The sequence below is a fragment of the Evtepia gabavorous genome, from assembly GCF_003425665.1.
In the GTDB taxonomy this organism is placed as follows: Bacteria; Bacillota; Clostridia; order Oscillospirales; family Oscillospiraceae; genus Evtepia; species Evtepia gabavorous.
The window spans coordinates 1-20,371 of the sequence record NZ_QQRQ01000007.1 but is presented as its reverse complement, the minus strand read 5'-3'; the positions used below and the strand labels follow the sequence as shown (position 1 = coordinate 20,371).

Below are 20,371 nucleotides of genomic sequence, written 5' to 3'. Positions count from 1 at the left end.
GGAGGAAAACTACCATGACTATTTTGGAACTGCGCGAGAAGCGCGCCAAGGCCTGGGACGCCGCCAAGGCTTTCCTGGACTCCCACCGCACCGATAAGGGTACCCTGTCCGCCGAGGATGACGCCGCCTACTCCCGCATGGAGCAGGATATCACCGATCTGGGCAAGGAGATCGCCCGGATGGAGCGCCGCGAGGCTCTGGACGCCGAGCTGAACAAGCCGGTCAGCCAGCCCATCACCGGCAAGCCCGCCGGCGACCAGCAGGCCGAGAAGAAGGGCCGCGCTTCCGATGAGTACAAGCGGAACTTCTGGAACGCCATGCGTCTGCAGGGCAACCCCTACGAGATCCGCAACGCCCTGCAGGAAGGCACCGACAGCGAGGGCGGTTACCTGGTGCCGGACGAATATGAGCGCACCCTGGTGCAGGCTCTGGAGGAGGAAAACGTGTTCCGCCGCCTGGCCAAGGTCATCCAGACCTCCAGCGGCGACCGCAAGATCCCCATTGTGACCAGTCACGGCACCGCTGTCTGGCTGGATGAGGAGGACGCACTCACCGAGAGCGATGAGGTGTTCGACCAGACCTCTCTGTCCGCCTACAAGCTGGGTACCTTCCTGAAGGTGTCCGATGAGCTGCTCAATGACAGTGTGTTCGACCTGCCCTCGTATATCTCCACCGAGTTTGCCCGCCGCATCGGCGCCAAGGAGGAGGAAGCCTTCTTCGTGGGCGATGGCAGCGGCAAGGCCACCGGCATCTTTGCGGCCACCGGCGGCGCCCAGACCGGCGTTACCGCCGCCAGCTCCACCGCCATTACCGCCGATGAGCTGATCGATCTGTTCTATTCTCTGAAATCCCCCTACCGCAGAAAGGCGGTCTGGGTGATGAACGACTCCACGTTCAAGGCCATCCGCAAGCTGAAGGACAACCAGGGTCAGTATCTGTGGCAGCCCTCCCTCACGGCTGGGACCCCCGATACCATCCTGAACCGTCCGGTCTACACCTCTTCCTATGTACCCGCCATCGCCGCCGGCGCCAAAACCATCGCCTTCGGTGATTTCAGCTACTACTGGATCGCTGACCGCCAGGGACGCTCTTTCAAGCGTCTAAACGAGCTGTTCGCCACCACCGGCCAGGTGGGCTTCATGGCCACCCAGCGCGTGGACGGTAAGCTGATCCTGTCGGAGGCCATCAAGGTGCTGGCGCAGAAGGCGTCTGCATAATAGAAAGGCGGTGGTGATGATGGACGAGCTTTTGCAGAAGGTCAAGGAAAACCTCATCCTGGAGCATGACGCCGATGACAAGCTGCTGGAACGCTTCATCACCGCCGCCATCTCCTATGCGGAGAGCTACCAGCACATTGCGGCGGGGTACTACCAGGAGCACCCCATGCCGCCCACTACTGAACAGGCCGTCATCATGCTGTCATCCCACTTCTACGAGTCCAGGGATGGCAGCACGGGCGGCTTTTTCGCAGATAACGTGCAGGCCGGTCAGCAGGTGTGGCACACCGTGAACCTACTTCTCCGGCTTGACCGGGAATGGAAGGTGTGAGTATGTCCTTTGGAAAGATGAACACCTTTATTGACCTGGTAAAAAAGGAAGTCTCCGTGGATGCGGAGGGCTTCAAATCTGAAAAGGAGGTCACCCAGGCCTCCGTCCGGGCATACCGGGAAGGAAGGCACGGAAGCGAGAGATGGGCAAACATGGCGGCTTTTTGGGAAGCCACCGACCTGTTCCGCTTCCGGGTCATTCCCGGTGTATCCGTGACCACAGACCTTGCGCTCCTCTGCGATGGCGACCGCTTCGAGATCACCTCTGTGGAAGACGTGAAGGGCCGGGGGATGTATCTGGAGGTCATGGCAAAGGTGGTGAAGCCAGGTGGCTAAAGTGAAAGTAGAAATGCCGGAGGAGTTCCTCCGTAAGCTGTCCCTTTTGGGCAGCAAAACAGATGAGATCGCCGGTCGTGTCCTGGAAGCCGGCGGCGAGGTCGTTTTGGCAAAGGTGCGAAGCAACCTCTCCTCCGTTATTGGAAGCGGGACAAAATATGACTCCCGCTCCACCGGTGAGCTGGAACGCTCACTGGGCCTGACCCCGCCGTTGGTGGACAGGGACGGAAACCACAACATCAAGGTCGGCTTTGCCGAGCCGCGTTCCGATGGCGGCAGCAACGCCATGCTGGCCAATATCATCGAGTACGGCAAGAATGGCCAGCCGGCGAAGCCCTTTCTCAAACCCGCCCAGACCTCGTCCCGGAAGGCCTGTACCAGCGCCATGATCCGCAAGCTGGAAGAGGAGGTGGAGAAGCTGTGAGTCTGCTTTCTGAATTGAAGACCGTGGCGGATACCTGCGCCATTCCGGTGGAGACCGGCGTCTTTTCCGGCGTGCCGCCCGACCTTTACCTGGTCATCACGCCCATGGTGGACACCTTTGCGCTTCATGCCGATGATTCCCCAGGGTACGACACCCAGGAGGCGCGGCTGTCCCTGTTCGTGAAGGGCAGCTACACCGCCATCAAAGACACGCTTGTCCGCGCCCTGCTGGGTGCGGATTTTTGCATTACCGACCGCCGGTATATCGCCCATGAGGATGATACCGGCTTTCACCACTACGCCATTGACGTGGCGAAACTATACCAACTTTAAATTACAAACGGCGCAGCGGCGCGGGCGGCAAGGATGCGTTACCTGGCTTGGTGGTGCGCGAATTGCCACCGGCGGCTCGCCGGTGAAATGGAGGAATGAGATATGGCTACTATCGGCTTGGACAAGCTGTACTATGCCAAAATCACCGAGGATACTTCCGGCAACGAAACCTACGGCGACCCCCACCCCCTGGCAAAGGCCATGACCGCCGAGCTTTCGGTGGAGCTGGCGGAAGCCACGCTGTATGCGGACGATGGCGCCGCCGCCGTGGTCAAGGAGTTCCAGAGCGGCACCCTGACCCTGGGCGTGGATGACATCGGCGTTACCGTTGCCCAAGACTTGACCGGCGCCACCATTGACGGAAATAAGGTGCTGGTTTCCACCAGTGAGGACGGCGGCACCCCTGTGGCTGTGGGCTTCCGCGCCAAGAAGGCCAACGGCAAGTACCGTTACTTCTGGCTCTACCGGGTGAAGTTCGGCATCCCCGCCACCAACCTCACCACCAAGGGTGAGAGCATTGAATTTTCCACCCCTTCCATCGAAGGCACTGTGACCCGCCGCAACAAGGTGGACGGTCAGGGCAAGCACCCCTGGAAGGCAGAGGTGTCCGAGGACGATACCGGCGTGCTGCCTGCCACCATCTCCGGCTGGTACGAAGAGGTGTATGAGCCGGACTACAGCACGTTGGAAACCGCGTAAGGAGGGCTGACCCATGAGCAAGGAGCGAAGCGCCGCCATCACCATCGGCGGTAAGGAGTATGAGCTGGTACTCACCACCCGTGCCACCAAGGAGATCGCCGGACGCTACGGCGGTTTGGAGAACCTGGGCGACAGGCTGATGAAGTCCGAGAACTTTGAGATGGCGCTTGATGAGATCATCTGGCTTATCACCCTGCTGGCCAATCAGAGCGTGCTGATCCACAACCTCCAGCACCCGGAGGACAAAAAGGAGCCGCTGACCCAGGACGCCGTGGAGCTGCTGACCTCTCCCTTCGAGCTGGCGGGGTACAAGGAAGCCATCATGGAAGCCATGTATAAGGGCACCAAGCGGAATATCGAAAGCGAGATGGACTCAAAAAACGCGCAAGTCGGGTAACAGACGCCGAGCTGTTTACCCGGCTTTTCTATTACGGCACCGCCCAGCTGGGCTTTACTCCGGAGCAAACCATGCTCCTGCCCTTTGGCCTGCTGCTGGATCTGTGGGAGTGCCACAAGCAGTTCCTCGGCCTGGCGAAGCCCAAGCGGGAGCTGACCATTGACGATGTGATTCCCTACGGGATTTGAATAATGTATTGCTTTTGTCCGCACAACAGAGTACAATGGAGACGAGGAAGAAACCATAAATCCCGAAAGGAGTCTTGGATATGGCAAAGTCGGCAAATCTGTATGCGCGCATTGAGCCGGAGGTCAAGGAACAGGCAGAAGCCATCCTCAGCGCCCTGGGCATCCCGGCGTCCAATGCCATCACCATGTTCTACAAGCAGGTCATCCTCCAGCGGGGACTGCCCTTCGAGGTAAAGCTCCCGGAGCATCCGCTGGACGTCAGCCGTATGACGGCAGAACAGATGGATACGGAACTGGAGAAGGGCTATGCCCAGATGAAGGCCGGGCAAGTCATCCCTGCAAAGCAGGCGTTTGACGAGCTGCGTGGAGAACTGGGCGTATGAGCTATGAGGTGACGCTGACCCCGGAAGCAAAGCACGACCTGCGGGAAATCTACCGCTATATCGCGGTGGAGCTTCAGTCGGAGCAAAACGCCAATGGCCAGCTGGACCGCTTGGAGGAGAACATCCTCAAGCTGGATGAGATGCCGGAGCGGTTCCGGGTCTACGACCGAGAGCCATGGAGCAGCCGCAACCTCCGGGTCATGCCGGTGGACAATTACCTGGTGTTCTACATCCCAAACCACCAGGTAAAAACCGTCACGGTGCTCTGCGTCATGTACGGCGGGCGGGATATTGACGCCCAGCTCCGAAAAATGCAAGGAAACTGAATCGAGTTTTGGAAAGAGTCGAGTCATCGGCTCTTTTCTTTTGCCTGGAGTAATCCGGGCTTTTTTTATGCCATTTTGAAGGAGGTGACCACGGATGGCGGATAACTTTGGCCTGAAAATCGGGCTGGAGGGCGAAAAGGAATTCAAGAAGGCGCTGGCGGACATCAACCAGTCCTTCAAGGTCCTCGGCTCCGAAATGAAGGTCGTACAGTCCCAGTTTGACAAAAACGATGATTCCGTGGAAGCCCTCACCGCCCGGAATCAGGTGCTGGGCAAGGAGATCGATACCCAGAAGAAGAAAATCGAGACCCTGCGCAAGGCGCTGGAGAACGCTTCCACCTCTTTCGGGGAGAACGACCGGCGCACCCAGCAGTGGCAGATCCAGCTCAACAATGCCCAGGCCTCTCTGAACAACATGGAGCGGGAGCTTGACCAGAACCAGAGGGCCATCGATTCCATGGGCGATGAGATGCGGGATGCAGCCCAGCAGACGGACAAGTTCGGGGATGAGATCGATGACGCCGCTGACAAGACCGATAAGGCTTCCGGCAAGCTGGAGAAGGTCGGCTCCGTCCTCAAAGGCCTGGCGGTCACGGCGGGTGCCGCTGTTGCCGCCGCCGGCGCCGCCCTCGCCGGGCTGACCAAGAGTTTCCTCGACCTGGCGGAATCCACACGGAAATACCGGGAGGATCATGCCAAGCTGGACGCAGCCTTCACCACCGCCGGGTTTACGGCGGAACAAGCCGGCGAAGCCTACACCGGCTTTTATGCCATCCTGGGCGAAGAGGACCGCAGCGTGGAAGCAGTCAACCACCTCGCCAAGCTCTGCTCCACCGAGGAAGAGCTGGCGCAGTGGACGGATATCGCCGCCGGCGTGTGGGCCACCTTCGGGGACAGCCTTCCCATTGAAGGTTTGACCGAAGCCGCCAATGAGACCGCCAAGACCGGCACCATCACCGGCCAGCTGGCGGACGCCCTCAACTGGGCAGGGGTCAATGAGGAGGCCTTCCAGTCGGCGCTGGATGGCTGCAGTTCCGAGCAGGAACGCGCCGCGCTCATCACCGATACCCTCAACGGCCTGTACCAGGAAGCGGCGGAAAACTACAAAACCCTCAATGGGGATGTGATGGAAGCCCAGCGTGCCCAGGCGCTCCTTACAGACGCCTACGCCCAGCTGGGCGCCATTGCGGAACCCATCATGACCACGCTGAAGACCATGGCGGCGGATGTTCTTACCGCCATGATTCCCTTCGTGTCCCTCATGGGCGAGGGGTTGCAGGGCGTGCTGAACGGCACCGCCGTAGCTGCCGAGACTTTTGCCGAGGGCATCTCCGGCCTGGTGTCTGTGTTAATGGAGAAGCTCTCCACCATTGTGCCGGTCATCGGGGAAGCCATCCTCGCCAGCCTTCCGGTACTGCTGGAAGCCGGGGTGAATATCATCGCCACCCTTGTCACCGGCATTGTGAACGCGCTGCCCAAACTGGCCGCAGCCGCCCTGTCCATTGTTCTCCAGCTCGTCACCAGTCTGACCGAGCTGGCGCCACAGCTTTTACAGGCGGCAATGCAGGTGGTGGCAACCCTGGCTTCCGGCATCGCTTCCGCACTGCCCCAGCTGGTTCCCACCATTGTGCAGATGGTGGTGCAGATCTGCCAGACCCTTATCGCCAATCTGCCCCTCATCCTGGACGCGGCTTTGCAGCTGGTTACGGGACTGGCCCAGGGCATCCTCAACGCCCTGCCGGTGCTTATCGCGGCCCTGCCGGAGATCATCAACGGCATCGTGACCTTCCTGCTGGACGCCATCCCCCAGATCATTGAGACAGGCATCCAGCTTCTGACCTCGCTGGTGGCGGCTCTGCCGGACATCATCGCCGCCATAGTCGCGGCTATTCCCCAGATCATCGAAGGCATTATCACAGCCGTTTTGAACTCCATTCCGCAGATCATCCAGGCGGGCATCGACCTGCTGGTGTCGCTCATCCAGGCGCTGCCCCAGATCATTACTACCATTGTAGCGGCTATCCCGCAGATCATCACCGGCATCGTAAACGCTCTTATCAACAGCATCCCTCAAATCATCCAGGCCGGTGTGGAGCTGCTGGTATCCCTGATTGCGAATCTCCCGACCATCATTGCGGAGATCGTGAAGGCAATCCCGCAGATCATCACGGGGATCGTTTCGGCCCTCGGTCAGGGCGTTTCCAAGATCGCCGAGGTGGGCGCCAACCTGGTGCGCGGCCTGTGGCAGGGCATCCAGTCACTGGCCGGATGGATCTGGGACAAAGTGTCCGGCTGGATCTCCGGCATCTGGGACGGTATCCTGGGCTTCTTCGGCATCAACTCGCCTTCCAAAGAAATGGCCTGGGTGGGCGAAATGCTGGTGGAGGGCCTTGCCGGTTCCATTGTGGACAACGGCGGTCAGGCGGTGAAAGCCGCCGAGGGCATGAGCAAGGACATCAACGGGGTCATGCAGGACCTCGCCAAGGATATGACCACGGCGCTGCCCACAGATTTCTCCGTGAAGGGCAGCATGGAAAACGCCATGGCCTCCGCTGTTTCCGGCGGCGCTGGGAAGAGCGGCTTCGTCCTGCAGCTGAACATCGGCACCTTCAACAACTATACCAATGAGGACATCCGGCAGCTCACCAATGAGATCATGGTGACCGCCGGCCAGTTTGCCAAGCGGAAAGGGGTGGTCTTCGCATGAACTATTTTGTGTATAACGGGGTTTCGTCCCTGGACATGGGGCTTCGCATTGAGAGCAAGAATGTGTTTTCTGCCCCGGAGTACGATGTGACCTTCCAGTCCATCCCCGGCAGAAACGGCGACCTCATCCTGCCCAATGGCCGCTACCCCAATGTGCAGGTGACCTATTCCGTGTTCCTGCCCGCCAAGTCCATCGCCGAACTGGCGGAGAAGATCACCAAGGTCAAGGAGGCCTGGCTCTATGGGGAGCAGAACGCCTACCACACCCTGTCCGACAGCTATGATACCCTCTACACACGAAAGGCGGTGTATTCCGGGAGCCTGGACATCGAGGATCAGCTCAACCGCATCGGTGTGTTCACCGTCAGCTTCTCCTGCCAGCCCTTCCGTTACAGTGTGGCGGGGACTGAGCCCATCACCCTCACACAGTCCGGCTCCACGGTGACCAACCCGGAGAGCTTTGAGTCTCTGCCTATCCTCACCCTCACCGGGGAAGGGACGGTTACCCTGACCATACAGGGCGGCGGTCAGAACAAGAGCTGGGTCTTTACCGGGCTGGACGGGAGCATCGTCTGCGACAGTGAGCAGATGAACTTTTACTCCGGCACGACCCCCATGAACGACAAGGTCAGCGGGGACGGATTTCCCAGGCTGCAGCCCGGCGTCAACACCATCTCCTGGGTGGGGACGGTGACCAGCCTGGTGGTACAGCCGAGGTGGGTGACACTATGATTCCGGTTCTGTTCAAAGCAAATGCGGTGGATTTCTCCACCTACGGCATCGGCGTGCTGGCCGATTGTATCTCCTGTGAGGTGACCGAGGAGCGAAACGGCACCTACGAGCTGGTGCTCCAATACCCCGTCACAGGGAGGAACTATGGGGAGCTGTCCTCTGAGCGGATCATCAAGGCCAAACCCAATGATACCGCCGATGACCAGGCCTTCCGCATCTACCGCATCACCACGCCCATTGATAGCGTGGTAACGGTGTATGCCCAGCACATCTCCTACGACCTCTCTAATATCGCCGCCTTGACCTGGTCCAGCGAGAGCATTTCACCGGCTCTTGCCATGCAGCGCGTGTTTCAGAACACCGCCACCGCCCACAGCTTCACCTGTCAGACAGACTACTCCGAGGCAAAGCCCTTCTCCGTGGCCAAGCCCCAGAGCGTCCGTGCTTGTCTGGGCGGCGTGGCCGGTTCCTTTCTTGATCTGTGGGGCGGCGAGTATGAGTGGGACAACTTCCACGTCATCCACCACCAGGGGCGCGGCCAGCATACCGAAGTGGTGATCGAGTACGGCAAAAACCTCACCGAGCTGGAGCACGACAGTGATATCACCGAGGTGTACACCGACCTGCTGCCTTACGCGGTGATCTCCGCCGAGGACGGGAGCGAAACGGTGGTCACCCTCACCGAGGTGCTGCTTCCCATTGCGGACACCACGCTGTCCCAGCGCAAGACCCTCATCCGGGATTTTACCGACAGCTTTGGAGAGGAAGAAGCCATCACCGAGGATGCTCTCCGCACCAAGGCGCAGACATATTTGGCGAACAATCCCCTGGGGGTGGAGGTTCCCGCGCTCACCGTTTCTTTCGAGCCGCTGTGGAAGCAGCCGGAGTATGCCGCCGTGCTGGAGCGGGTGTCCCTCTGCGATACCGTGACCATCCGGCATTCCGCTCTGGGCATCACCGCCAAGGCAAAAGTCATCACCACGGTTTACGACACCCTGGCGGAGAAGTATGTGTCCGTCACCCTGGGCAGCGGCAAGGCCAATCTGCTGAACAACGTCTCGGACGCCAAAGCCGGCGCGGAGGAAGCGGCGGAGAAGGCTGGTCGTTTCCCAGCACTGATGAACTCCGCCATCCAGAACGCCACCGACCGCATCACCGGTCAGCCCGGCGGCTATGTGGTGCTGCACACCGACAGTGAAAGCGGCCTTCCTTACGAGCTGCTGATTCTTGACCAGCCCTCCATCGAGGATGCGGTCAATGTCTGGCGGTGGAATGTGGAGGGGCTTGGCTTCTCCGGCAGCGGCTACAACGGCCCCTATGAAACCGCCATCACCGCCGATGGGCAGATCGTGGCGGATTTCATCACCTCCGGCTCTCTCATCGCCAACATCATTAAGGCCGGGGTGATCCAGTCCCAGGACGGTTCCTCCTGGTGGGATCTGGAAAGCGGCGAGGTCATGTTCAGCGCCTATGCCACCACGGACTCCCTGGAGGAGGTCAGCGGCAGGGTCAGCCAGTTCCAGCAGTCCATCGATGGGCTGAACAGCTATGTGGCCGACCTCACCGAGTCGGTGGAGGACGTCACCGGGGAGCTGACGGAGGAGCAGGAAAACCTCCGGCTCATCGAGGGGCAGATGTCCCAGCTTCAGCAGTCGGTGGACGGGCTGTCCCTCACCATGCAGGAGCAGTACAGCGGCGGCATCAACTTTGTCCGCAACTCCGCCGGCTTAAACGGCCTTTCCGATGACTGGACCTATGCCGGGACGATCACCGCCCAGCAGGGTGCGGAAACCAAGAACAGTACCGTGTCCAACTCCTGCTTCCAGCTTGCCGCCTACAGTACGCTGACCCAGGTGGTGGACAGCATCGTGCCGGGTCAGGCCTACCGGCTGACGGTGAAGGCCAAGAAAACCTCCACCTACAACGCCTATGTCCGGGCCGTCATCAACGGCGATACGGAGATCGACCTGTTCAATACCTCGGTGTCCTTTGAGTGGACGGAATACACCGCTCTGCTCCCGGACGTGCAGGACAGCGTCATCACCATCAAAATCTACTCCCGCGATGCCAGCCTGTTCGTCTCGGACATCATGCTGACGGAGGGGGCGTCTCTTCACAAATGGACGCCGGCGCCCAATGAGATTTACACCTCCGAGGTAAAGATCGACCGCCGGGGCATCGAGGTGTCCAACGCGGACTCAGCCCAGCGGACGGTCATCAACAATACGGAATTCTCCGGCTACTACAACGAGGAAAAGATTTTCTCCCTGAACAAGGATGAGACCATCACAAAGAAAACCACCGTGGACGGCGAACTCACGGTGGGCAAGACGAAGTTCGTCCCCATGGCCACAGCGTCCGAGGGGCTGAACATCGTGATTCTGGACTAAGGAGGTGGAGCAATGGCTCTCAGCGGCACATTTCAGAACTATCCCGTTTCCAGCTTCGGCCTGTACTGCGAGTGGAGCGGCGCACAGAGCGTGACCGCCAACTATACCGATGTCACCCTGAAAGTGTATCTGTCCTACTATACCCTTGATGTTGGGGCGAGAAGCGACTCCACCATCTCTATCAACGGCGTCAGCGAAACCTACACCGTACCCGCCATCGAGGATTACTCCAGCGGCTGGAAAAAGAAGCTGCTGAAGACCAAGACCGTGAGGGTCAGCCACAATGCGGATGGAACGAAATCCGGCGTGGCACTTTCCGCTTCGTGGCGGTTTTCCGGCACTTATTCCGGTGTGTCTATTGGAACTATTACAGCTTCCACCACCGTAACCCTGAATAGCATTGACCGCTCCGCTCCCACGGTGTCCTGCTCGGTTTCCAGCATCACTGCCAATGGGTTTAAGATCTCCGCATCCTCCTCGGCCACCGCCGACCTCTGGCAGTACAGCTTGAATGGGGGTACTTCCTGGACGCAGTTCTCCACCACGGCGGGGACCAGCGCCAGCGTCACCCTTTCCACGCTTTCGCCCAACACCACCTACTCGGTGCGGGTACGGGCAAGAAAGCGCGCCAACCAGGTGTATGGCACCTCTTCCACAATATCCGCCAAGACCCTGGGAGGCGCGGTGCTTTTAAGCTGCGGCAGTTTTGCGGCGGACACTGCTTCCATCAGCCTTTCCCTGCGGGTGACAGTGTACAATGCCGCTTACACCAACTATATCACCATCAAAAACGGTTCCACGACCTACCTGTCCCTGGCGGGGCGCATCTGGTCGGCGGGAACAGCTAACCGCACCATTACCCTGACCTCTTCGGAGCGGACAACGCTGCTGAACGCCATGGCCAGCGTCAAGTCCTTCACCGCCACCATCGAACTGGTAACCAAGAGCGGAAGTACCCAGATCGGCAGCGCATCCACCTGTACTTGCACCATCCGAACTTCACAGGCAAATTCGGGGCCGAGCATCTCCGGATTCACCTTCGCTGACAGCTACTCGACCACCACCGCCATTACGGACAACGACCAGGTGCTCATCCAGGACTACTCCCGGCTGACAGTCACCCCCGGAACCGCTACGGCGAGGAACGGCGCTTCCATCGTGTCCTATTCGGCGGTGTGCAGCGGCGTGACGAAATCCAACACCACAGGCGCGGCCCTCTCCCTGGGGACCATCGGCACATCCGGCACACGGGACATCACCCTAACGGTGACGGACTCGCGGGGATACACCGCATCCGTTACCCAGAGCGTCACTGTGGCGCCGTACTCGAAACCCAGGGTAAACTACGTGTCCCTGCGGCGCACCAACGACATCGAGACCGAGATGCAGCTCGTGTTCAATGGCAGCATTTCGCCCATCACGGTGGATGGGGCGCAGAAGAACAGCCTGCTCTATGCTCGGTACCGCTATAAGCTCACCAGTGCGTCCTCGTACAACAGCTACACCAGCATCCTTAGCTCGGTGACCGCCACCAGTTCCAGCTTCTCCTTTTCCAATCTGGAGCTGTGCAACCTTGATTCCGAATCGTCCTATGACTTCCACCTGCAGATCCGCGACCAGCTCAATTCGCTGACCTCGCTGGATCTGTATTTCGTTGTCTCCCAGGGCACGCCCCTGGTGGCGCTTCGCAAGAAGATGGTGGGTATCAATACCCCAAGCCCGGAGGCGGCGCTTCATGTGGTGGGAGACACACGCATTGAGGGGACGTTGATCCCGGATGACATCGACTACACCTTTGACAAACCCTACTTCGGCGTCTGCGAAACCGCCGCCGCCACACAGACAAAGGTGGTCACCTGCGATGAGTTCAGGCTGGAGAAGGGGGCGCTGCTGGCGGTGCAGTTCACCTACGCCAACACGGCAACCTCTCCGTCCATGAATGTGAACGGGACCGGGGCTATAGCCATCTGCGGAACGAACGGATACTACGTCAACGCAAATATGTGGACAGCCAACCAGATGGTGCATTTTGTGTATAACGGGACGTGGTGGATCGCACTGAACTGTCTCCCGGCTACCACCGCCCGGTACGGCATCACCATGCTGTCCAACAGCCTGAACTCTACCAGTGGTTCGCTGGCGGCGACGCCCTATGCGGTCAAAATGGCGTATGACCGGAATTCCTGGACGTCCATCTCGCTGACCAACGCCTTGGCGATTGCCTACGGCGGCACCGGTGCGAAGACCGCAGCGGCGGCTCGGACAAACCTGGGCATCAGCGCCACATCCCTCTACAACGGGACGCTGACCAGCGGGAGCATCACCTTCAATTACGGGAACTACAACTTCTATGTGTTCATAGGCCGGCCTAACAGCTCGGCGTCCCGTGCGTCCCTGGTGGTGCCGAAGATCATGCTGACTACCTCCGCTGTCTCCTTCCAGATCGCGGACGAGTCCAACTACAAATCCTTCAACCTGTCCTATTCCGGCTCCCTGGTGACGCTCTCCATGGGCAACGGCAACGGACAGATCAACCGTGTATTCGGGGTCAACTGAGGTGACGCCTATGAAAGTATTGCTGAACGAACAGGGCTATGTGGTGAGCTACGCCCTTGAGGGGGATCTGCTGGACGCTGTGGAAGCGGCGGAACCGGCTGACCTCTCTCATTTTGAGGAGCACTTTACCGCCTACCGGGTGCAGGACGGCGTCCTGGTCTTCGATGACGCACAGGCCGCTGCGGAACAGGCAGAGGCGGCGAAAACCGCATACCGTCAGCGGCGGCAGACGGAGTGCTTCCCCGTCATCAACCGGGGGCGGCTGTGGTATGACGCTCTCACCGGGGAGCAGCTCTCGGAGCTGAAGACCTGGTACCGCGCATGGCTGGACGGTACCAACACACAAACCATCCCGGAGAAACCGGAATGGCTGACATGAGGACAAAGGCGCTCCCGCCGGGGGGGCGTCTTTTCCATATTCAAATCAAAGGAGGACGAGACAATGAAATCAATCTGGGTCAGCATCCAGCTTGCCTTTTCCGCCCTGGGCGGCTTCCTGGGCTGGTACCTGGGAGGCGTGGACGGTTTTCTCTACGCGCTGATCGCCTTCGTGCTGGTGGACTACATCACCGGTGTGATGTGCGCCATCGCGGACAAGAAGCTGTCCAGCGCCGTGGGCTTTAAGGGCATCTGCCGGAAGGTACTCATCTTTGTGCTGGTGGGCATCGGCAACCTGGTGGACGTGTATGTGCTGGGAGAGGGCGGCGCTCTGCGCACGGCGGTGATCTTCTTCTACCTGTCCAATGAGGGCATCTCTTTCCTGGAGAACGCCGGACACCTGGGCCTGCCCATCCCGGAGAAGCTGAAAGACGTGCTGGAACAACTGCATGACAAAGGAGGAAACGACAATGAATCTGCATAAACTGATTTTCACCAACAACGCCTGCTACAAGGCGGGGCGCCGAATCACCCCCAAGGGCATCATGGTACACTCCACCGGCGCCAACAACCCTTGGCTCAAACGCTACGTGGGACCGGATGACGGACTGCTTGGCAAGAACCAGTACAACAACCACTGGAACCAGTCCATGGACCGGGAGGTGTGCGTCCACGCCTTCATTGGCAAGCTGGCTGATGGGACTGTGGCAACCTACCAGACCCTGCCGTGGGACTACCGGGGCTGGCACTGCGCCGGTTCCGGCAACGACACCCACATCTCTTTCGAGATCTGCGAGGATTATCTCACGGACGCCGCCTATCTGGACAAGGTCTACAACGAGGCGGTGTATCTCTGCGTGTATCTCTGCGAGCTCTATGGTCTGACAGAGCAGGACATCATCTGCCACTGCGAAGGCCATGACCTGGGCATCGCGTCCAACCACGGGGACGTGCTGCACTGGTGGCCGAAGCACGGGAAGAATATGGACACTTTCCGTGCGGCGGTCAAGGACAAGCTGGGCGGCTCTGTGCCGGACACGCCTGTGGAGCCGGAGCAGCCCGGCGGTAAAATTAAGGCCGGCGATCTGGTGACCATCACCGGGACGAAGTACTACGGCGGCCAGACCATCCCCGCCTGGGTGCGGAAGCAGAAGTGGTATGTTTACGAGGTTTCCGGCGACCGTGCGGTCATCAACAAAAACGAGAGCGGCGCCAACGCCATCATGTCTCCGGTGCGGGTCTCCGACCTGGCGCTGGCGGGGAGCGCGGCGGTGACCTACCGCGTCCACACCGTAGTCAAGGGCGACATCCTCTGGGGCATTGCCGAGAAGTATCTGGGCAGCGGCGTTCGCTACAAGGAGATCAAGGCACTCAACGGCCTTGACGGCGACACCATCTACAGCGGTCAGAAGCTGAAGATCCCCAACTGAATATCCGCCCAGCCGAAGGGGTGCAGTCATGTTTTTCGTGGCTGCACCCCTTTATTTTTTTGTCATCCTCATATTTGCCCTTTTCCGTGGCTGTAAGGTGAGAAGTGCCTTATGCCTCTCGGAAAGGGGCTTGTTATGACAGAAGCCGAAAAGCTCAGAATCCATAAACTCAGTCAGGAAGGGCTGGGGTATAAGAAAATCGCCGCCGCCCTGGCCCTGCCGGTCAACAGTGTGAAAACCTACCTCCGCCGCCATCCCGCTGGCGAGAATGCCGCTGCCGTTCCAGACATCTGTGAGAGGTGCGGGAAGCCCATCATCCAGACACCCCACCGAAAGCGAAAGCGGTTTTGCTCGGACTCATGCCGCATCTCCTGGTGGAACGACCATCCCGACAAGGGTGGAAAGCGCACCCTCTACACCTTTAACTGCGCCTATTGTGGGCGCTCGTTTCAAAGCGGTGCGAAAGTCCGGCGTTACTGCTCCCGCACCTGCTATGCCGCAGCTCGGAAAAAAGGCGGTGAGCGCCGATGGATGAGCTGTACCAGCGGCTGACCGCCTATCAGACCGCCATGAGCCTTGCCAGGAATATGCTCCGCCAGGGCATCATCAGCGAGGATGACTACTGCAAAATTGATACAATTATCGCCAAAAAGCACGAGGTATCTTCGTGTAGTATATTCCGCTTTGAATCGCCGAAATCGCTGGATAACAGGCCCTTTGAGAGGTAATATGCACTGGACAAGGAGGTGACGGAATGGCAAGAACCATTCAACAAATTTCATTCCCCGCACCCATGCGGCCCAGCCTGAAGCGGGTCGCAGCCTATGCCAGAGTTTCTTCCGGGAAGGATGCCATGCTGCATTCTTTGTCATCGCAGGTGAGCTACTACAGCGCGCTGATCCAGAAGCACACTGGCTGGCTTTACTGCGGGGTCTACGCCGATGAAGCGTTCACCGGCACCAAGGACGGCCGGGATGGGTTTCAAAGCCTGCTGGCTGAGTGCCGCGCCGGAAACATCGATATGGTCATCACGAAATCCATCTCCCGCTTTGCACGGAACACGGTGACCCTGCTGGAAACCGTCCGGGAGCTGAAAGCTCTGGGGGTTGACGTTTATTTCGAGGAACAGAACATCCACACCATGAGTTCGGACGGAGAGCTGATGATGACCATCCTGGCTTCCTACGCACAGGAAGAGAGCCGCTCCGCCAGCGAGAATCAGAAGTGGCGGATTCGCCGGGGCTTCGAGCGCGGTGAGCTGGTCAACCTTCGCTTCCTGTTCGGGTACAAAATCGAGAAGGGCCGCGTGGCCGTTGACCCGGAAAAGGCAGCGGTAGTGCAAGAGGTATTCCGCAGGGCTTTGGAGGGAGAATCCCTTACCAGCCTGGCCATCGACCTAAACCGGAGAGGGTTCACTGGTGTTCTGGGCGGAAAGTGGAACTCCATGCGAATCCGGGAGATGCTGTCCAATGAGAAGTACCTGGGCAACGCGCTCCTGCAAAAGCAGTACCGGAACAACCATCTGGAGAAGAAGGAAATTCCGAACCGGGGTGAGCTGCCCCAATACTATGCGGAGGGCACCCATGAAGCTATCATTGACCAGGCCACTTTCGATGCCGCCCAGGAGCTTCTTACCGGAATTACGGAGAATAGCCCGGTCAAGCGGCCCCGCCGGCGGTCGGCCTTTACCAGCATGATTACCTGCACGGTGTGCGGTCGCAACTACAAGCGATGTACCGGCGGAAAGCGACATTTCTGGAACTGCCCAACTGCGGTGCAGACAGATCTGCCTTCCTGCGGCACATCCCAGATCCCGGAGAAGGTGCTCTACGACCTTGCCGCCCAGGTACTCGGCCTTTCACAGTTTGATGAGGGCGTCTTCCTGTAAAGAGTCAAGGGCATCGATGCCCCCCCGGACAAGACCCTGGTGTTCCATTTCAAAGACGGCTCCACGGCAGAGCGGCATTGGGAACACATATCCAGGGCCAAGAGCTGGACGCCGGAAATGAAGGAAATCGCCCGGCAGCGGGCGCTGGCGCAAAGGAGGGGTGAGAAATGGCAAGAGCCGTAACGGTCATCCCGCCCACCATTCAGCCCATCACGCACCTGGCGCGAAACGCTGTGGTGCGCCGGCGGGTAGCGGCCTATGCCCGTGTCTCCACCTCCAGCGAGGAGCAGCTCACCAGCTACGAAGCCCAGGTGGACTACTACACCCGCTTCATTCAGTCCAAGCCAGAATGGGAGTTCGTAAGGGTCTACACCGATGAAGGCATTTCGGCGGTGAACACCAAAAAGCGCGAGGGCTTCAACCAAATGGTGCGGGATGCGCTCGATGGGAAAATCGACCTCATCGTGACGAAATCCGTCAGCCGGTTTGCCCGGAACACCGTAGACAGCCTGGTGACCGTCCGTAAGCTGAAAGAGAAGGGTGTGGAGGTCTACTTCGAGAAAGAAAACATCTACACCCTGGACAGCAAGGGCGAACTGTTGATTACCATCATGTCCTCCCTGGCGCAGGAGGAGAGCCGCTCCATTTCGGAGAACGTCACCTGGGGACAGAGAAAGCGTTTCGCCGATGGAAAGGTCAGCCTGCCGTACAGCCACTTCCTGGGCTATCGGAAGGGCGACAACGGTCTGCCGGAGATTGTGCCGGAGGAAGCGGAAACCGTCCGCTGGATTTACAGCCTGTTTCTCAGCGGAAAGACCACAGGTTCTATTGCCAGCCTTCTTACCAGGGAAGGGATACCCACCCCCGCCGGCAAGAAAAAGTGGGCGGCAAGCACGGTGGAGAGCATTCTCAAAAACGAGAAGTACAAGGGCGATGCCCTCCTGCAAAAAGCGTTCACGGTGGATTTCCTCACCAAAAAGCAGAAGAAAAACGAAGGCGAGGTGCCGCAGTACTATGTGGAGAACAGCCATCCGGCCATCATCGACCCCGCCGAGTGGAAACTGGTGCAGCGGGAGCTGGAGCGCAGGAAAGCCATCGGGCGCAGCTACAGCGGTAACAGCATCTTTTCCTCCCGCCTGGTCTGCGGAGACTGCGGCGGTTACTTCGGCTCCAAGGTCTGGCATTCCACCGACAAATACCGGCGCACTATCTGGCGGTGCAACAGCAAGTTCACCGGAGAAGAAAAGTGCCAGACACCGCACCTGACCGAGGAGGAGATCAAGGCTCGGTTCCTGGACGCCTTCAATGCGCTGGTAGCGGACAAAGAGCGGCTGCTGGACGAGTGCCGCACCATGCAGGCGGCGCTCACCGATACCGGCTCCCTGGACAGCGAGATAGCGGCGCTCCTTTCCGAAATGGAGGTGGTGGCCGAGCTAACCAAGCGGTGCATCGAGGAGAATTCCACCACGGCGCAGGACCAGGCCGCTTACCTGGAACGCTACAACGGCCTGGCAGAGCGGTACGAAACCGCCAAGGCCAAGCTGGAGAAGCTCCAGGCGACAAAGGCTCAGCGGGAAGCCAAATCCGAGGATATCGGCGGTTTTATGTTCGAGCTGGCGGAGTACGGCGATTCCATCACCGAGTTCGATGATCGACTCTGGCTCACGGTCATCGACACCGTGACCGTCCACCGGGACGGGCGGCTGACCTTTAAGTTCCAGACAGGGCATGAGATTACGGTTTGACCGCAGAATAGCGCCAAGCCCACAGGTGTAGTGGCCTGTGGGCTTGGCTGTTTTTTTACTGGAAATGTGCGACTATCTGTGCTAAAATAAGCACTGTAGGTAGTGCCCTTCTATTTAAGGTAGGGTGCGGAGTTGAGGAGTGCAAAACGTATGGAGGATTCCGTTCAAATTAAAAAGTTTGAGTTCTCTGATATACCGCAATTCGGTGATCTGTGTGATGATTCAGAATGGTATTCTCCACAAGTTAAAGCGACAACAGGGGCTTTGCTACGCTATAAAGAGTACCGGGATAATTGCTTTGTCGCATATGAGGGAACAGAGCTTGTCGGTTTTATATATGGCGGAGTTCTCTGCGATACCTTGTACCCGCAGTTTATGTTTGTGAAAGAGAAAAACCGGAAGGCTGGCATAGGGAAACGTCTTATGTCAGCATTGGAGGAATCCTCACACTGCGGCGTTTCTTTAATTTTCTACCATAAAACGCTTGAGTCTCATTATCAGAATGAAGGATATGAAGTTGGGACAGAACTGCGGGTAGCAATAAAAGAGCTGCTACCTCCGCAGGGTTAGTTCGCTCGGCAGTTGAGTTGTTCTTTGCTTTTGAGGTGGACAGAGTGAACCCCTCTCGGTTCGGAGTGAACCCCCTTTACACAAAGTGAACCCCCTGACGCAAAAAGGGGTTCATTTGTATCACAATTAGGGTCATTTGCCACATTCGGGAGATCTCGTTTTGAGATCTCCCGAGTTTTTTATACACTCAGGAAGCGCGATAGTACACACTCCTGTCCCCTTCTGGATGCAGGAAGTCGAAGAACTGTATCACACTGATGTTGAGCTCTACTTCGATTTCAAAGTTCTTGCCGATATTTACTCGATCAATGAGCTGCCGCAGGATCATCTTCTTACCCTCGATGCTGCTTCCCGCATACAGGTCGGCCCAGGTCATGATCTTATCATACTCCTTTTGAATAGCAACGGCAGAACTCTCCAGATCAGCCGCTTTTGCTTTGGCCTGTTCCAATTCCTGTGCCAGATCCAACAGTTTGTTCCGGGTTTCCTCTATCATCTCACCGAGAATATCTGCTCCGAAACTGCCAGTCCCGTTGATGGTCTTGATGATCTCTTTTTTGTAGCTTTCCAGCTCCCGCTCCGTGGCGGCATGGAGCTTCTCCAGATTGGCCACCGAACTGTTTGCCAGTTGAAGTTCCTTCTCCCGTTGCTTTTGAATGAGCTGGCTCCTGGGGGCAGTCTTCATCCGTTCAAAAAGCCGAATAACAATCTTATCAACGATGCCGTCCAGTTTCTCGCCGGAGTATCCGGTCTGACCATCACAGTCCTGAGGATGGCGGATCTTGTAGTGGCAGGCGTAGCGGATGCGGGTTTCCCGCTTGGGCTCACCCTTGGCACGTCTGCCGCTGCTGGTGGTCAGCATCAGCTTGGAACCGCAGTGGGCACAGTAGACCATTCCGGAGAGTAGCGCCTTCCCCTTGGAGTTAAAGGGCACCTCATTGTGGTGCATTGTCCTGGCCTCCATCAGCTCCTGTGCCCGCTCATACAGATCCAGAGGAACGATTTGCAGCTCTGGAAAGATTTCTGAGCGTGTTTCCCCACTGCGCAGGATGCCTACATACATGATGTTCTTCAGCATTTTGATGATGGTGGTATTGGCGAAGTTGGTTCCCTTTCGATTGAGATAGCCGTTGTGATATAGCCACCGGGACAACCGCTGTGCGCCGAAGCCCTCATGGACATATTTTTCAAAGATGATGCGCACCACAGCGGCTTCATCCGGGTCAATCAGAATTTCGTTGACTTCATGATTCTTTTTATTGAAGCGCCCCTGCTTTTCCAGGCGGTATCCATATGGGACAATCCCGCCACGGAACCGCCCCTCCTGCACGATTTGCGACAGGC

At 58.4% G+C, this 20,371-nt stretch carries 22 protein-coding genes; 21 read left to right on the top strand and 1 reads right to left on the bottom strand.

The features are described 5' to 3' along the window. The first annotated feature begins 14 nt into the window (after window positions 1-14). From DV520_RS05700 to DV520_RS05600, 21 genes are all read left to right on the top strand, one after another. On the top strand, window positions 15-1,217 hold the full coding sequence (locus tag DV520_RS05700) for a phage major capsid protein (protein WP_117142086.1): 1,203 nt from the start codon (window positions 15-17) through the stop codon (window positions 1,215-1,217). Between the two features lie 19 nt (window positions 1,218-1,236). After that, complete coding sequence (locus DV520_RS05695) at window positions 1,237-1,548, top strand: head-tail connector protein (protein WP_117142152.1); 312 nt, start codon at window positions 1,237-1,239, stop codon at window positions 1,546-1,548. A gap of 2 nt (window positions 1,549-1,550) precedes the next feature. Next, window positions 1,551-1,883 carry a head-tail adaptor protein gene (locus DV520_RS05690; RefSeq protein WP_117142085.1) on the top strand — a complete coding sequence of 111 codons (333 nt, stop codon included), beginning with the start codon at window positions 1,551-1,553 and terminating at the stop codon, window positions 1,881-1,883. After that, window positions 1,876-2,307 carry an HK97-gp10 family putative phage morphogenesis protein gene (locus DV520_RS05685; RefSeq protein WP_117142084.1) on the top strand — a complete coding sequence of 144 codons (432 nt, stop codon included), beginning with the start codon at window positions 1,876-1,878 and terminating at the stop codon, window positions 2,305-2,307. The genes DV520_RS05690 and DV520_RS05685 overlap by 8 nt, the downstream gene beginning before the upstream one ends. Next, window positions 2,304-2,639 carry a hypothetical protein gene (locus DV520_RS05680; protein ID WP_117142083.1) on the top strand — a complete coding sequence of 112 codons (336 nt, stop codon included), beginning with the start codon at window positions 2,304-2,306 and terminating at the stop codon, window positions 2,637-2,639. The genes DV520_RS05685 and DV520_RS05680 overlap by 4 nt, the downstream gene beginning before the upstream one ends. A 102-nt stretch (window positions 2,640-2,741) precedes the next feature. Next, on the top strand, window positions 2,742-3,338 hold the full coding sequence (locus DV520_RS05675; RefSeq protein WP_117142082.1) for a major tail protein: 597 nt from the start codon (window positions 2,742-2,744) through the stop codon (window positions 3,336-3,338). Window positions 3,339-3,351: 13 nt separating this feature from the next. Beyond that, window positions 3,352-3,735 (top strand): hypothetical protein, encoded by a 384-nt coding sequence (locus DV520_RS05670; RefSeq protein ID WP_117142081.1) that lies wholly within the window; start codon window positions 3,352-3,354, stop codon window positions 3,733-3,735. Between the two features lie 268 nt (window positions 3,736-4,003). After that, window positions 4,004-4,306 carry a type II toxin-antitoxin system RelB/DinJ family antitoxin gene (locus DV520_RS05665; protein ID WP_117142080.1) on the top strand — a complete coding sequence of 101 codons (303 nt, stop codon included), beginning with the start codon at window positions 4,004-4,006 and terminating at the stop codon, window positions 4,304-4,306. Next, entirely contained in the window at window positions 4,303-4,632 is a 330-nt protein-coding gene (locus DV520_RS05660; protein WP_117142079.1) for a type II toxin-antitoxin system RelE/ParE family toxin, read from the top strand. Before DV520_RS05665 ends, DV520_RS05660 begins: the two co-directional genes overlap by 4 nt. A 94-nt stretch (window positions 4,633-4,726) precedes the next feature. After that, window positions 4,727-7,339, top strand: coding sequence for a phage tail protein (locus DV520_RS05655; RefSeq protein WP_117142078.1), 2,613 nt, complete (start codon window positions 4,727-4,729; stop codon window positions 7,337-7,339). Then, window positions 7,336-8,070 (top strand): phage tail domain-containing protein, encoded by a 735-nt coding sequence (locus DV520_RS05650; RefSeq protein WP_117142077.1) that lies wholly within the window; start codon window positions 7,336-7,338, stop codon window positions 8,068-8,070. Before DV520_RS05655 ends, DV520_RS05650 begins: the two co-directional genes overlap by 4 nt. Beyond that, the gene (locus DV520_RS05645; RefSeq protein ID WP_117142076.1) at window positions 8,067-10,460 is read left to right on the top strand and encodes a phage tail spike protein; all 2,394 of its coding nucleotides are present in this window, start codon (window positions 8,067-8,069) and stop codon (window positions 10,458-10,460) included. Before DV520_RS05650 ends, DV520_RS05645 begins: the two co-directional genes overlap by 4 nt. A 12-nt stretch (window positions 10,461-10,472) precedes the next feature. Continuing rightward, on the top strand, window positions 10,473-13,016 hold the full coding sequence (locus tag DV520_RS05640) for a DUF859 family phage minor structural protein (protein WP_117142075.1): 2,544 nt from the start codon (window positions 10,473-10,475) through the stop codon (window positions 13,014-13,016). Window positions 13,017-13,026: 10 nt separating this feature from the next. Continuing rightward, complete coding sequence (locus DV520_RS05635) at window positions 13,027-13,395, top strand: DUF2977 domain-containing protein (RefSeq protein WP_117142074.1); 369 nt, start codon at window positions 13,027-13,029, stop codon at window positions 13,393-13,395. 63 nt (window positions 13,396-13,458) lie between these two features. Continuing rightward, on the top strand, window positions 13,459-13,878 hold the full coding sequence (locus DV520_RS05630; protein WP_117142073.1) for a phage holin family protein: 420 nt from the start codon (window positions 13,459-13,461) through the stop codon (window positions 13,876-13,878). Then, window positions 13,865-14,824 carry a LysM peptidoglycan-binding domain-containing protein gene (locus DV520_RS12775; protein ID WP_117142072.1) on the top strand — a complete coding sequence of 320 codons (960 nt, stop codon included), beginning with the start codon at window positions 13,865-13,867 and terminating at the stop codon, window positions 14,822-14,824. Before DV520_RS05630 ends, DV520_RS12775 begins: the two co-directional genes overlap by 14 nt. Window positions 14,825-14,959: 135 nt before the next feature. Further along, entirely contained in the window at window positions 14,960-15,376 is a 417-nt protein-coding gene (locus DV520_RS05620) for an RNA polymerase sigma factor sigma-70 region 4 domain-containing protein (protein ID WP_117142071.1), read from the top strand. Next, window positions 15,352-15,552: an SHOCT domain-containing protein gene (locus DV520_RS05615; protein ID WP_117142070.1), complete on the top strand. Its 201-nt coding sequence runs from the start codon at window positions 15,352-15,354 to the stop codon at window positions 15,550-15,552. The genes DV520_RS05620 and DV520_RS05615 overlap by 25 nt, the downstream gene beginning before the upstream one ends. 26 nt (window positions 15,553-15,578) lie before the next feature. Continuing rightward, window positions 15,579-16,712, top strand: a complete 1,134-nt coding sequence (locus DV520_RS05610; RefSeq protein ID WP_242984655.1) for a recombinase family protein — start codon at window positions 15,579-15,581, stop codon at window positions 16,710-16,712. Window positions 16,713-16,879: 167 nt separating this feature from the next. Then, window positions 16,880-18,457: a recombinase family protein gene (locus tag DV520_RS05605; protein ID WP_117142069.1), complete on the top strand. Its 1,578-nt coding sequence runs from the start codon at window positions 16,880-16,882 to the stop codon at window positions 18,455-18,457. 150 nt (window positions 18,458-18,607) lie between these two features. Then, window positions 18,608-19,027, top strand: coding sequence for a GNAT family N-acetyltransferase (locus tag DV520_RS05600; RefSeq protein ID WP_117142068.1), 420 nt, complete (start codon window positions 18,608-18,610; stop codon window positions 19,025-19,027). A gap of 187 nt (window positions 19,028-19,214) precedes the next feature. On the opposite strand, the gene DV520_RS05595 is transcribed toward DV520_RS05600, so the two are convergent. Continuing rightward, on the bottom strand, window positions 19,215-20,371 hold a 1,157-nt coding region (locus tag DV520_RS05595), incomplete at its 5' end, for a recombinase family protein (RefSeq protein WP_117142067.1).